This window comes from Ruegeria sp. BK1, assembly GCF_056535645.1.
This window is the reverse complement of record NZ_JBQFIS010000002.1, coordinates 120,805-133,378: the sequence shown is the minus strand read 5'-3', so window position 1 is coordinate 133,378 and position 12,574 is coordinate 120,805. Positions and strand designations below refer to the sequence as shown.

The following is a 12,574-nucleotide window of genomic DNA, read 5'->3' as shown; positions in this document are numbered from 1 at the left end:
TGCAAAATAACGCATCTTCTAGATACATTTTTTGCCATTCTCATCCCCCAATTCTACTATTTTGTGCATTATTTTGCACATCTCACCATGCAAACCCAGAACAGCCCCTCCTGCCCGGTCCATCGCCTCGCGAGCCAGATCGTCGGATAAGGTCATTAGACGCGCCATCGCGCGAGGCTGCCCCATCCGGCCTTTCAGACAGGCGTTTGCGTATTGAATAACCGCCTGCACCATCAGACGTTCTGGCGAATTTGGTGGGCAGGCCAGCCAGACGGCCTCGAGAACCTCATGCGCCTCCCAAAAATACCCTTCGTTCAGAAAGGCCAAACCGCTGGTCCAGGCCGATGTATTCTGCAGATCCGACGGCGCAACATCCGACAGGCCGGTTTTCAGCGGGTCAAACAGACCTTCGGGGTGACGCGCTGTCTGACCCGGTACGTAAGCGTGCGGAGGCCAACAGTCGCTGGTCATGCCATTTCAGGCATTGCGTGTTCCAACCGCTCAAGCCGGGCGGTGAACTCTGCGATTGCTGTCAGGGTTGCTGTGGGTTGATCAAACTGAGGGGCGTGTCGACAATTGTCCAGTATCGCTGTTTCGACCGGGGCATAGCTGCGGGTTTCAACCTCGGCAATCTGAGCCAGTGTTCCATACTGATCTTCACGCCCCTGAATCGCAAGCGTCGGAATGCGCAGGTAGTCGATAACATCCGCCACGTTCCAGGTGCGGAAACCGGGGTCCAGCCACGCATCACACCAGCCATTAAATGTCGCCGCCGGGTCGCGGTGATAAGACGCCAGCCGCCCTGCTAGGTCGCCGGTATCAAACGCTTCCCGCGCGGCGGCAATCGAAGCCAACCCCATCTCTTCGGTAAAGAAATGCGGCGCCATCAGGATTAGCCCCCGCACCCGCTGGTCCGAGACCGAACCCGCATAGATCGCCGCAATCGTCGCACCGTCGGAATGGCCCAGCAGAACCGCCCGCTGAATGCCAGCCTGATCCAGAACGGGACCCAGAACCTGCTGCGCTTCGACGGTCATGTAGTCCAGCGGGCGCGGCAATTCTGCTGGATCGGATTGGCCATAGCCAGCACGGGAATAGGCCAGAACACCAAAACCGGTTGCCGCCGAAATCTCGGCCGGGAAATCCCGCCACATCGCTAAACACCCCAGCCCTTCGTGCAGCATCACGATAGTCGGCGCATCCTGTGGCGCAGGGCCCCAGATGCCGTATTCCAATTCCTTGCCGTTCACATCCATGCGGCCCGAGCCGCCATCCTGCCAGATCATGCGGTTTCCCTCAGTTTGAAACGTTGGATTTTGCCGGTTGCGGTTTTGGGCAGATCGTCCACCACCTCGACCCAGCGCGGATATTTCCACTTGCCGATCCGGTCTTTGACAAAGTTCTTCAGATCCCCGATCGCATCCGCGCTTTGACCATCTTTCAGAACGACAAAGGCGCGGGGCTTGTCCAAGCCTTGCTCGTCGGCATGGGCCACAATCGCGGCCTCCAGAATGGCGGGATGTTCGATCAGCGTCTGTTCAATCTCGAACGGGCTGACCCATATGCCGGACACCTTGAACATGTCATCCGTGCGCCCGCAATAGATATAGCGACCCTCGGCTGTGCGCTCATACTTGTCGCCGGTCCGGGTCCAATGCCCTTCGAAAGTCGCGCGCGATTTCTCGCGCCGGTTCCAATAGCTTTCGGCAGAGGAAGGACCCCGCACCAGCAGCTCGCCCACTTCGCCATCGCCCACCTCGTGATCGGCTTCGTCGACCAAACGCACGTCATAGCCCGGCACTGCCGTGCCAGAGGTTCCATAGACAATGTCGCCGGGCCGGTTTGACAGGAAGATATGCAGCATCTCGGTAGAGCCCACGCCATCTACGATCTGCGCGCCCATATTCTTCTCCCATGCTTCGCCCACCTCACGCGGCAGCGCCTCGCCAGCCGATGTACACAGGCGCAGATTTGGTTCGCTTTGTAGATCGCCCGCCTCGAACCGCGCATTCATCGCGGCAAAGAAGGTGGGCACGCCGCAAAACAGCGTCGGCTTGTGCGCGGCGATGATCTGAAACGCCACATCCGGCGTTGGGCGGCCACCAAGCAGGATCGTCGTTGCCCCAACCGACAGCGGAAAGGTCAGCCCGTTGCCCAACCCATAGGCAAAGAACAGCTTGGCGACCGAGAACACCACGTCCTCTTCCCGGATACCCAGCACCTGCGCCCCGAATGTATCAGCTGTAGCCCGAAGGCTGGACTGCACATGGCGCACACCTTTCGGCAGACCCGTCGAGCCCGAGGAATAGAGCCAGAACGCGGCCTCATCACTGTCCGAGGTGACGGTTTCCACTGGCGTGGCCCCATCCATGAACGCCTCAAGGCTGGTGGTGCCATCGGGCGCGTCGCCTATAACGATAACCTGCCGCAGATTTGTATTGCCTTGGATCGCAGGTGCGACCGTGGCCCACATCTCGGCCGATACGATCAGAACCGTCGCGCGGCTATCGTTCAGGGTCGCGGCGTAAACCGGCGCGGATAGCAATGTGTTGATCGGCACGGGAATGGCCCCGGACTTTATCGCGCCCCAGAACAGGATCGGAAATTCGATCTGGTCCAGCACGACCATCGCAACACGCTCTTCCCGGCGCACGTCATGGCGCGCCAGCGCGCCGGCAAACCGTGCGCTTTCCTCGGCCAAGGCGCGATAAGTCAAGGTGCGTTGCTGTCCGTCTGCCTCGTGAAAGGCCACTTTGTCGCCGCGCCCTTCACGCAGGTGACGATCCACAAACCAAAGGGATGCATTCTGGTTTTCTGACACGGGTTCCTCCTCCCCTCGACAGGCCAGCGGCTGCTTGCCGGAAAAACAATCACCCTGCTGCGCGACCCATCTCCCCCATTGGGTCGCCTCGTTCGGGGATCATTCGAATCGAGGTTTTTGGAAAATTCCGCCCCGACGCCTGAAATATGCGTTATAATGCACATTTCTCGGATATGTTTGCAACAGTGTTTTTTGCGTTTGTGCATTTTCTTGCACAAATCAGCGCTGATCAGCCAAATGGGATCAGGAATAGGGTGATCGCCGGGAACAGCACCAAAAGGACGACCCGCAGGATGTCGGATCCGACAAAGAACAGCACGGCCTTGTAGGTCTCGGTCATGCGGGTTTCACGGTCCATCGTGTTGATCACAAACAGATTCATCCCAACCGGAGGCGTTATCAACCCGACCTCTACTACGATCAGCACGAGGATACCGAACCAGATGGCTGTGCGCTCTTCGGCGATGCGGTCCGCCATGCCTTGTGTGACGCGGATACCGATCTCTTTCTGCAAATCGCGACTGATCTCGGCCCCCGAGGCAATCAGAGATTCGATCTCGGCCCGGATGTCTGGAGCAATGTCGGTGGCTCCGGCCAGAGCAGCGCGGGCTGCATCATGTTGCATCGCGATCAGGTCAACCAAACCGAAATCCAGCACAGATATGACCGGGTAAAAGATGGGAATCGTCAACAGGATCATGCTGAGGCTATCCATTACGCAGCCCAGGATCAGATAAAACACCAGGATCAGCGCCAGAATTGCCCAGGGGCTGAAGCCCTGACTCAACACGAAATTCGCCAGTTCCTGCGGCACATTCGTCAGCGCCAGAAACCCGTTATAAAACCCCGCGCCCAGAATGATGAAAAAGATCATCGCGGTGGATTTGGCTGTGGTGGTGAAACTGTCTTTCAGCGTCGACCATGTCAGCCCCCCATTAGCAACCGCGATCAAGCCAGTTCCAGCCGCCCCTACAGCAGCGCCTTCCGTGGGCGTGAACCACCCCGCATAGATGCCGCCGACGACGCCGCCAAAGACAACCAGCACGGGCCAGACGTCCAGCAGCAACCGAAACCGTTCGCGGTAGGGCACGGCGGGACGGGTTCCGGCGCTGTCTGGGTAAAGGCGCACATAGACCGAGACGGCAATCACATAACCCAAAGCCGCCAGAACGCCGGGGATAAATGCGGCCAGAAACAGCTTGGCAATATTCTGTTCGGTCAGGATCGCGTAGATCACCAACACGACCGAAGGCGGGATTAGAATGCCCAACGTCCCCCCTGCGGCCAGCGTGGCGGTAGAAAAGCCACCGGCATAGCCATACCGACGTAACTCAGGCAGCGCCACGCGCCCCATCGTGGCCGCCGTGGCCAGCGACGATCCGCAGATCGCCCCGAACCCCGCGCAAGCTCCGATCGCGGCCATGGCCACACCGCCCCTGCGGTGACCCAGAAAGCCCTCGGCAGCCTTAAACAAGGCCGTAGACATCCCGCCCAGTGTCGCAAAATACCCCATCAGCAGGAACATCGGCACAATCGACAGCGAATAGCTTGAGAAGGTCGTGTAGGTCTCGGATTTCAAACGACCCAGCGGAATGTTCAGGTTTCCGGTGACGGTCACGATGCCGACCAGACCGGTGACGAACATTGCCAACCCAATCGGCACCCGGGCAAAAATCAACAAAAGCAGAGCCGGAAAGGACAGCAACCCGATGGCGAGATCGCTCACGGCAGGAGTTCCTTTCCTGTCGCGCATTCGCGGATGCGGATGCCCGCCATATAAAGACCAACGACCGCCGCCACTACGGCTGCGCAAAAGCTGGCGGCGTAACCCCACCAGACGGGGAATTGCAGGATAAACGTATTCTCGCCAAACCGTAGCTTCGCCATCATGCCCCCAAACAACTGCACCGCTATCAGTACCAAAACGGCGGCAAAGACCACCTCGGCCAACATCCGCAAGATACGGTCAACCCGAGGCGATAGTTTCGAGGTAAAAATATCCACGACCGCATGACCCGAATTCAACTGGCAGAGCGGCAGAAAAGCAAAGATTGCAAAGGCCACGCCCGCCTCGACAATCTCAAAATCGCCATTGATGGGCCCGACGCCCAACCCTAGCGCCCATTCGGAAAAGCCCGGCGCAACCTGCCCGAGCCACCCATGCAGCAATGTATTGAGGGACCGGCCCAGAACCGAGATACAGATCAACAAGATCAAAGCCGTCAGAACCGCCCCGCCCAGCAATGCCATGCCGCGCGCCAGCTTTTCTATCGTTTGGTGCATGTCCCCTCCACCAACGGTGCCGATGCAGATTTTGGAATAATTGCCGCGCGGCGTTCGGAATACGCCGCGCGGAAGGTCCGGCTTAGCTGCCGTACTCGTTCATCAACGCTTTGGCCCGATCGATCAGGGCCTGACCGTCAATGCCCTTTTCGTTCATCTCGGACAGCCAGGTGTCATAGACAGGCTGTGCGGCCTCGGCCCAGGCGGCGGATTGTTCAGCGTCCAGAGTCACCACGTTATTCCCGCGATCCAGCGCGATTTCACGTGCGGGCTCATCATAGGCCTGCTGGACTTCGCCTGCGAACATGGAAAATTCCAAACCCGAGTTGTCGTCGATGACGGCCTTCAGATCATCCGGCAGTGCGGCGTACTTGTCCTTGTTCATGGCAAGAACGAAGGTAACGGTATACATCATCGGCCCGGTGAATTCGGTGTGATTCTCCACCAGTTCCGGCACTTTCAGCGCCTTGGTCACTTCCCACGGAATGGTCGTGCCGTCGATCACACCCTTGGACAGCGCCTCGGGCACCGCGGGCACAGGCATACCTACCGGGGTCGCGCCCAATGTGCTGAGCAAGGCATTGACCTGACGCGAGGCGCCACGGATTTTCATGCCGTTGAAATCGTCTGGCGTCAGAACCTCCTTGTTAGCGTGGATCATGCCGGGGCCGTGGACCCAGCCACCCAGAACCTTCACGTCCGAGAACTCACGCGCAGCGATGTCTTCTTCCAGCAAGGTCCAGAACGCGGCCGAAGCGGGCTTGGCGTCATTCACCAGGAAGGGCAATTCGAACACTTCGGTCGACGGGAAGCGGCCCGGCGTATAACCGATGACGTTCCAGGTCATGTCAATCACGCCGTCGATCACCTGATCCAGAAGTTCCGGCGGCTTGCCGCCCAGTTGCATCGAGGGATAGCGGGTGATTTCGATGCGTCCGCCCGAATCCTCTTCGATCTTGTCGGCCCAGACGTCGATGATTTTCGATGGAATCGTCGCCTGCGCAGGCAAGAAGCTTTGCAGGTTGAATTCATACTCGGCCGCGTTTGCCGCCGTTCCCATGCCAAGGGCCAAAGCCCCCAACGCCCCGATGAGCGTGCGTTTGATCTTCATTGGTTCCTCCTCCTCTGCGCGATGCGCCATGATGCAGTTTAATGCATAACATGCATAATATCGCAACTTTTTTGTCGCTGTTTTTGTCGCAAGGTCAAAGCCTTTGAACCTGCACGGCCCGTATCCGGCCATCGCATAGGGTCATGTATGGCCCCCTTATGCTTTAATCGCAACGGTATGCTGGCATCCATGCGTTGCGAAACCCTGTCTGCAATGCAATCCTGCGCAGCGGGGACAGGAGGATCAGATGCGGACACAAGTTCTTGTGATCGGCGGCGGGCCGTCAGGTTTGCTGTTGTCACAGCTTCTCGCAACGCAGGGAATCGACAGCATCGTTCTGGAACGTCGAACAAAGGACTATGTGCTGGGACGCATCCGCGCCGGTGTGCTGGAACAGGGCTTTGTCGACCTGATGGATCAGGCAGGCGTCAGCGCGCGCCTGCACGCTGAGGCAATTGAACATAGCGGCACATTGATCGCGGTCGAAGAGGATTGCTTCCGAGTCGACTTCCAGCACCATACCGGCACCCCGGTTCTGGTTTACGGCCAGACCGAAGTGACCCGCGACCTCTATGACGCGCGCGAAGCCGCAGGTGGCGCGCTGATCTTCAACACCGAAAACGTCACCATTCATGACGCCGAAACCGACGCCCCCTATGCGACCTTCACCGCCGATGGGCAAGATCAGCGTATTGACGCGGAATTCGTCGCGGGCTGCGACGGATTTCACGGGGTCAGCCGCCAAACCATCCCGCTGTCGGTTCGGCGCGAATACGAAAAGATCTATCCTTTTGGCTGGCTGGGCATTCTGTCCGAAACCCCGCCTGTGCATCACGAACTGATCTATGCCTCGTCCTATCGCGGCTTTGCGCTGTGCTCGATGCGCAACGAGGCGCTGAGTCGCTATTACATCCAGTGTTCTCTGTCCGATCACCCGGAAGACTGGACCGATGCCGCCTTTTGGGCCGAGCTGAAACGCCGCATTCCACAGGAATATGCCGATCGCCTTGTAACCGGCCCGTCGATCGAAAAATCCATCGCGCCACTGCGTTCCTTCGTGACCGAGCCGATGCGCTGGGGGCGGCTGTTTCTGTGCGGGGATGCGGCGCACATCGTGCCCCCGACCGGGGCCAAGGGGCTGAATACGGCAGCCTCGGACGTGCACTACCTTTTTCAAGGTTTGAAGGACTATTTCCGCGACGGGTCTGAAGCCGGGATCGACGCTTATTCACAAAACGCTCTGGCGCGGGTTTGGAAGGCCGAGCGGTTCAGTTGGTGGTTTTCATCACTTCTGCACCGCTTTCCCGACCAATCCGAATTTGACCTCAAGATGCAACGGGCCGAGATTGACTTTCTGCGCAGCAACGAAGCCGCGCAAAAGGCGATGGCCGAGAACTATGTAGGGTTGCCCTATTGAAGATGACCGACGAAAAGGGGAACGTGATGGATCGCCATGCAACCGGCATGTCCGTGCGCCGCAAGGTTCTGGGCGACGCCCATGTGGATCGCGCCGAGGCCCGGAAAACCGCCTTTGACGCGCCGTTTCAGGACATGATCACCGAAACCGCGTGGGGCACGCTGTGGGCGGATGACACGATCACCCCGCGCGAACGCTCCATGATCACGCTGGCGCTGCTGGCCGCGACGCGGAACTTTGACGAGATCCCCATGCATGTGCGCGCCTGCGCCAATACCGGGGCCTCGAAGGACGATATCCTTCAGGCTTTCCTGCACGCCGCCGTCTATGCAGGCGTTCCTTGCGCCAATCGGGCCATTGCCCTTGCCAAACAAACCTTTTCCGAGATGGAGGACATGGCGGAATGACCCAGCTTTTTCCCCGCGACCGGGCCTGGCATCCGCAAGCCATGGACCTCAACTACAAGACCAGCGTGACACGGTCTCCGAAACAGCCGCTTTTGTCGCTGGAAGGAACCACAAGCGAGCTGTCCGGCCCGACCTTTGGCCATGGCGACATCGACCCGTTGGACAATGACCTGCTGCGCAATTTCGCTACAACCGGCGATCCGGTGGGCGAGCGTATCCTGCTGCATGGACGGGTACTGGATGAAAACGCCCGCCCGGTGCCCAATACTCTGATCGAGATCTGGCAGGCAAATGCAGGCGGGCGGTATCGCCACAAGAAAGACACCTATCTGGCCGCCATCGACCCGAATTTCGGCGGCTGCGGGCGAACGCTGACAGATGATCAGGGTTACTACCAGTTTCGCACCGTCAAACCCGGCGCTTATCCTTGGCGCAACTGGGTCAGCAGTTGGCGGCCTGCGCATATTCACGTGTCAGTCTTCGGAACCAGCTTTGCGCAGCGCCTGATCACGCAGCTTTACTTTGAAGGCGACTCGCTAATCGCAAAATGCCCGATCATCAACACGATCCCCGACCCGCGCGCGATTGACCAACTGGTGGCCGCGCTGGATATCAACGCCTCCGTTCCCTTCGACTGTCTTGCCTATAAATTCGACATCGTGCTGCGCGGGCTGCGGTCGACCTATTTTGAAAACCGGCCCGAGGGGAACTGACCATGGTGCAAAAGCTGGACTATCTCAAGGAAACGCCCTCACAGACTGCGGGGCCCTATGTGCATATCGGGCTGGCCCCCGGAGACGCCGGGTTCGATATCTACCGGCACGAGTTGGGCCGTGACATCGCGGGGCCAGATGCGTCAGGGACGAAGATCACTGTGCGCGGTGTGGTGCGCGACGGAACCGGCGCGCCGGTCAAGGATGTACTGATTGAAACATGGCAGGCGGATGCAAATGGCGTTTATCCCAGTCTGGGTACTGTTGATCCGGGCTTTCGTGGCTGGGGCCGTGTGATACCGGATTTCGACACGGGCGAATGGGTGTTCGACACGATCAAACCGGGCCCCGTGACAGACCAATCCGGCGCGGTGATGGCCCCACATATTAACCTGTGGCTCGTTGCACGTGGGATCAACGTAGGCCTCAACTCCCGGCTTTATTTCCCCGATGAAATGGCGGCAAATGCGTCGGATCCGGTGCTGAACCTGATTGAGCAGCCCGTGCGCAGGCAAACTCTTATCGCGGAACGGGTGGAAGGCGGCTACCGGTTCGATATTCAATTACAAGGCCCCTCAGAAACAGTGTTTTTCGATGTCTGATCCTGTCTCTCAAACCCCCTGCATCATCTGTGTGGCGATCACAGGATCGGTGCCCACCAAGGCCGATAACCCGGCCGTTCCCATCAGCGTATCGGAACAGATCGAAAGCACGCACGAAGCGTTCGAGGCCGGAGCCTCCATCGCTCATTGCCATGTGCGCGACGCCGAGGGCAAACCCACCTCGGACCCCGACCTGTTCGCAGCGCTGAAGGAGGGGATCGAAACGCACTGCCCCGGCATGATTGTGCAGCTTTCAACCGGGGGGCGGTCCGGCGCGGGCAAAGCGCGCGGGGGTATGTTGCCGCTGTCCCCGGATATGGCCTCGCTTTCGGTGGGATCGAACAACTTTCCGACGCGCGTTTATGAAAACCCGCCCGATCTGGTGAACTGGCTGGCCAGCGAGATGGCAACCTACGGCGTCAAACCCGAGATCGAGGCTTTTGACTTGTCACATATACTGCAAGCGGCCCGGATGCACCGCGAGGGGCAATTGCCCGATACGCCCTATATCCAATTCGTCATGGGGGTCCGTAATGCGATGCCCGTGGATCGAGATGTATTCGACTTCTACGTCAATACCGTGCACCGCCTGTTCGGAGACGTCCCGTGGTGCGCCGCCGGGATCGGGGCTGGGCAGATCAAGCTGAACGAATGGTCCATCGCGGCGGGCGGGCATGTGCGCACGGGGCTAGAGGACAACGTGCGTCTGGATCGCGACACGCTGGCCCCGTCCAATGCAGCGCTGGTGCAGCGGGCCGTCGATCTGTGCCATGCCCATGAACGCCCGGTTGCGAGTGTAGACCAGGCGCGCGCCATTCTGGGTCTGCGCTCGGCTGCGGCCTGACGCCAGTCCGGACGACCCAAGATAAGGACAACGACGATGACCGATCTGTTCTCGCACCCCTGGTTTTCCGGCCTGTTCGGCGACGCCGAGGCGCAGGGCATCTGGTCTGCAGAACGGTCGCTCACCCATATGCTGGCCTTCGAGGCTGCCTATTCACGCGGCTTGGGTGCAATCGGTAAAATCCCCGCCGACCAAGCGGACGCTGCTGCCGCATGGATTGAACAATCCGCGCCCGGTATGGATACTTTGCGCGCGGGCACCATCGCGGACGGGCTGCCTGCACCAGCACTGGTTCAGGCCCTTAGATCGGATGCAGGACCACTGGCACCAGCCATTCACACTGGAACGACCTCGCAAGACGTGATGGACACGGCCTTGGCGTTGACCTTGCGTGAGACCACGAATCTGTTGCAAGCGCGCCTGTCACAGTTGTCGGACGTGCTGGGCGATCTCAGTGAAAAATTTGGTGGACGCCAAATTATGGGACGCACGCGGATGCAGGTTGCCCTGCCTGTCTCGGTCGGCCACCGGATCGAAACCTGGCGCGATCCGCTGCGCAGCTATCACCAAAACCTATCCGACCTGCGGCCGCGCGTGGAATGCGTGCAACTGGCCGGACCTGTTGGCGATGGTCAGACGATCGGGCCCTCGCTGCACGATTTGGCGAAGCATATCGCCGATGCAATTGGGCTGCATGTGGAAGATCAAAGCTGGCACACCACCCGCGACAGACTGGTGGCGTATGCCGATCTGCTGTCGCGCATCTCGGGGTCACTGGGAAAGATGGGGCAGGATATCTGCCTGATGGCCCAACAAGGCGTGGACGAGATCAGGCTGTCCGGTGGAGGAACATCCTCGGCCATGCCACATAAACAGAACCCCATTCTGGCTGAACTGCTGGTGACACTGGCGCGGTTCAACGCCGTACAGGTGTCCGGGATGCACCATGCTATGGTGCATGAACAGGAACGATCCGGCAGCGCGTGGGCATTGGAATGGATGATCCTGCCGACCATGGCCCAGACCACGGCTCGGTCACTTGCTGCGGCCACCACATTGTGCACGCAGATCATTTCAATCGGCGCAACGCCCGACTAACGCTTCAACAAATCCAATGTGGATCTGCTCAATTCGGATGCCCGTTGTGTGGCTTCAACTCGTGCGAACTGTTCCGTCAGTTGGCGCGGGCCACGAGCTGATAACCTGGCTTGGCAATGGCTCGAACCTTGGTAATCGGCGCACTATTAATCCAAGTCATGCCCTTCATTCTGATCCAGATCTTTGCAGTCGTCGTCATATGATTCTTGCCCACGATCGCAACCTTTCTACCAAAGCTTCTTTTCTTGGCACGTTTTGGAGAAGGTCCGGCGCGACGGCGGCATCCTCTCACCGAACCTAGGGCGGAACACCGCCGGGCCCGATTCAGATGGCTTGCCGGTTTACCCCCCGCCGGAAGATGCCGCAGGGATATGGCCGGTCGGCTTAGACACAAATTCGCAACGCATCTTCTGGGTCGACAGACGTTACTTTAGACGCATGCCCAATACATATAGGCCAGAGTTTGCGACAGAACTACTTGGCGATACCTCTAGGGAAGCCTTAGAGACAGGCATGACATACCACCGTCCAACTTGGCACAATCGGTATTGTCTATCTCGACAACTTCATAGCCTGCGCGGTCCAGCATATCGGCCGTTCGAGGGAAGCCCGCGGCCATCAGCACCAGATTGTTGAAACGGATGGCATTGGCAGCGGCTTCTTCTCCTTCGGCGACATGTAACACACGGTAGCCGTCAAAACAGCCTGATGCGTCCAGTCGGTGGGTGGACAGGATGGTCTCGGCATCCATCAGCGAACAATCTGTTTTGAAGTGCAGCACACCTTTGGGCGTGAAGACTTCCCGCAGCTTGTGTCCCCAATCAGAAGTTATCCTTGCCAGTTCAGCGACACCTTCCGCGTCGGTACGATCTGATCGGCCCACCAGAATTTCCCGACCGGTTACAATAATATCACCGCCTTCGATATGACCAGGGCCTTCGATCGCACGAACCGTATCGTAGCAGTCATGAAGGGTCGGAGCCATTTCGGCGACTTCGCCCATGCGCGATGGCGCACCAGGCCGCATCAGAACCACGCCTTGAGGGAGGCAAAGAGCAGTGTCTTCGACAAATTGTGCGTCTGGAAAGGTATCGAGCGGACCAAGCTCGATCACCTCTGCACCCGTGCTCTTTAGGGTGGCTACATATGCCTGATGCGCTGCCAACATCCCATCAAGATCTGGATCGCCGACATCCTCAGCGCGCAGCCCGTTTGCGATTGTGGATGCAGGGCGACGGGTGATGGCGCGTGAAAACTCGAAAGTGGGGTCTGTCATGG

General features: G+C 59.0%; 13 protein-coding genes. 6 read left to right on the top strand and 7 right to left on the bottom strand.

Annotation, left to right across the window (positions count from 1 at the left end; genetic code table 11):
• Positions 1-18: 18 nt before the first annotated feature.
• The 6 genes from ACR3E7_RS19140 to ACR3E7_RS19115 form a co-directional block, all read right to left on the bottom strand.
• Positions 19-471 carry a DUF309 domain-containing protein gene (locus tag ACR3E7_RS19140; protein WP_480504015.1) on the bottom strand — a complete coding sequence of 151 codons (453 nt, stop codon included), beginning with the start codon at positions 469-471 and terminating at the stop codon, positions 19-21.
• Positions 468-1,286, bottom strand: coding sequence for an alpha/beta fold hydrolase (locus ACR3E7_RS19135; RefSeq protein WP_480504013.1), 819 nt, complete (start codon positions 1,284-1,286; stop codon positions 468-470). The genes ACR3E7_RS19140 and ACR3E7_RS19135 overlap by 4 nt, the downstream gene beginning before the upstream one ends.
• A complete protein-coding gene (locus tag ACR3E7_RS19130; protein WP_480504012.1) occupies positions 1,283-2,821 on the bottom strand; it encodes a benzoate-CoA ligase family protein in 1,539 nt (512 codons plus the stop codon). Before ACR3E7_RS19130 ends, ACR3E7_RS19135 begins: the two co-directional genes overlap by 4 nt.
• Positions 2,822-3,050: 229 nt before the next feature.
• Positions 3,051-4,547 (bottom strand): TRAP transporter large permease, encoded by a 1,497-nt coding sequence (locus tag ACR3E7_RS19125; protein ID WP_480504011.1) that lies wholly within the window; start codon positions 4,545-4,547, stop codon positions 3,051-3,053.
• The gene (locus ACR3E7_RS19120) at positions 4,544-5,104 is read right to left on the bottom strand and encodes a TRAP transporter small permease (protein ID WP_170771681.1); all 561 of its coding nucleotides are present in this window, start codon (positions 5,102-5,104) and stop codon (positions 4,544-4,546) included. The genes ACR3E7_RS19125 and ACR3E7_RS19120 overlap by 4 nt, the downstream gene beginning before the upstream one ends.
• 82 nt (positions 5,105-5,186) lie before the next feature.
• Positions 5,187-6,215: a TRAP transporter substrate-binding protein gene (locus tag ACR3E7_RS19115; RefSeq protein WP_170771683.1), complete on the bottom strand. Its 1,029-nt coding sequence runs from the start codon at positions 6,213-6,215 to the stop codon at positions 5,187-5,189.
• Positions 6,216-6,462: 247 nt separating this feature from the next.
• Between ACR3E7_RS19115 and pobA the strand changes: the two genes are divergently transcribed.
• The 6 genes from pobA to ACR3E7_RS19085 are packed head-to-tail and all read left to right on the top strand — an operon-like array spanning position 6,463 to position 11,296.
• Positions 6,463-7,632: a 4-hydroxybenzoate 3-monooxygenase gene (gene pobA, locus ACR3E7_RS19110; RefSeq protein WP_170789400.1), complete on the top strand. Its 1,170-nt coding sequence runs from the start codon at positions 6,463-6,465 to the stop codon at positions 7,630-7,632.
• 2 nt (positions 7,633-7,634) lie between these two features.
• Positions 7,635-8,039 (top strand): 4-carboxymuconolactone decarboxylase, encoded by a 405-nt coding sequence (gene pcaC, locus ACR3E7_RS19105; protein WP_170771687.1) that lies wholly within the window; start codon positions 7,635-7,637, stop codon positions 8,037-8,039.
• Positions 8,036-8,752, top strand: a complete 717-nt coding sequence (gene pcaH / locus ACR3E7_RS19100) for a protocatechuate 3,4-dioxygenase subunit beta (protein WP_480504010.1) — start codon at positions 8,036-8,038, stop codon at positions 8,750-8,752. The genes pcaC and pcaH overlap by 4 nt, the downstream gene beginning before the upstream one ends.
• A 2-nt stretch (positions 8,753-8,754) precedes the next feature.
• On the top strand, positions 8,755-9,354 hold the full coding sequence (gene pcaG / locus ACR3E7_RS19095; RefSeq protein ID WP_480504008.1) for a protocatechuate 3,4-dioxygenase subunit alpha: 600 nt from the start codon (positions 8,755-8,757) through the stop codon (positions 9,352-9,354).
• Positions 9,347-10,198 (top strand): 3-oxoadipate:acetyl-CoA acetyltransferase, encoded by an 852-nt coding sequence (locus ACR3E7_RS19090; RefSeq protein ID WP_480504007.1) that lies wholly within the window; start codon positions 9,347-9,349, stop codon positions 10,196-10,198. Before pcaG ends, ACR3E7_RS19090 begins: the two co-directional genes overlap by 8 nt.
• A gap of 36 nt (positions 10,199-10,234) precedes the next feature.
• The gene (locus tag ACR3E7_RS19085) at positions 10,235-11,296 is read left to right on the top strand and encodes a 3-carboxy-cis,cis-muconate cycloisomerase (RefSeq protein WP_480504006.1); all 1,062 of its coding nucleotides are present in this window, start codon (positions 10,235-10,237) and stop codon (positions 11,294-11,296) included.
• A gap of 490 nt (positions 11,297-11,786) precedes the next feature.
• On the opposite strand, the gene ACR3E7_RS19080 is transcribed toward ACR3E7_RS19085, so the two are convergent.
• Positions 11,787-12,572, bottom strand: coding sequence for an arginine deiminase family protein (locus tag ACR3E7_RS19080; protein WP_170771697.1), 786 nt, complete (start codon positions 12,570-12,572; stop codon positions 11,787-11,789).
• Positions 12,573-12,574: the final 2 nt, after the last annotated feature.

Bases quoted from the DNA above. Each gene is read 5' to 3' on its own strand.
- pcaH (WP_480504010.1), top strand. From the start codon at position 8,036: ATGACCCAGCTTTTTCCCCGCGACCGGGCCTGGCATCCGCAAGCCATG.
- ACR3E7_RS19140 (WP_480504015.1), bottom strand. From the start codon at position 471: ATGACCAGCGACTGTTGGCCTCCGCACGCTTACGTACCGGGTCAGACA.
- ACR3E7_RS19080 (WP_170771697.1), bottom strand. From the start codon at position 12,572: ATGACAGACCCCACTTTCGAGTTTTCACGCGCCATCACCCGTCGCCCT.
- ACR3E7_RS19115 (WP_170771683.1), bottom strand. From the start codon at position 6,215: ATGAAGATCAAACGCACGCTCATCGGGGCGTTGGGGGCTTTGGCCCTT.
- pcaC (WP_170771687.1), top strand. From the start codon at position 7,635: ATGACCGACGAAAAGGGGAACGTGATGGATCGCCATGCAACCGGCATG.
- ACR3E7_RS19085 (WP_480504006.1), top strand. From the start codon at position 10,235: ATGACCGATCTGTTCTCGCACCCCTGGTTTTCCGGCCTGTTCGGCGAC.
- ACR3E7_RS19135 (WP_480504013.1), bottom strand. From the start codon at position 1,286: ATGATCTGGCAGGATGGCGGCTCGGGCCGCATGGATGTGAACGGCAAG.
- ACR3E7_RS19090 (WP_480504007.1), top strand. From the start codon at position 9,347: ATGTCTGATCCTGTCTCTCAAACCCCCTGCATCATCTGTGTGGCGATC.
- pobA (WP_170789400.1), top strand. From the start codon at position 6,463: ATGCGGACACAAGTTCTTGTGATCGGCGGCGGGCCGTCAGGTTTGCTG.
- pcaG (WP_480504008.1), top strand. From the start codon at position 8,755: ATGGTGCAAAAGCTGGACTATCTCAAGGAAACGCCCTCACAGACTGCG.
- ACR3E7_RS19120 (WP_170771681.1), bottom strand. From the start codon at position 5,104: ATGCACCAAACGATAGAAAAGCTGGCGCGCGGCATGGCATTGCTGGGC.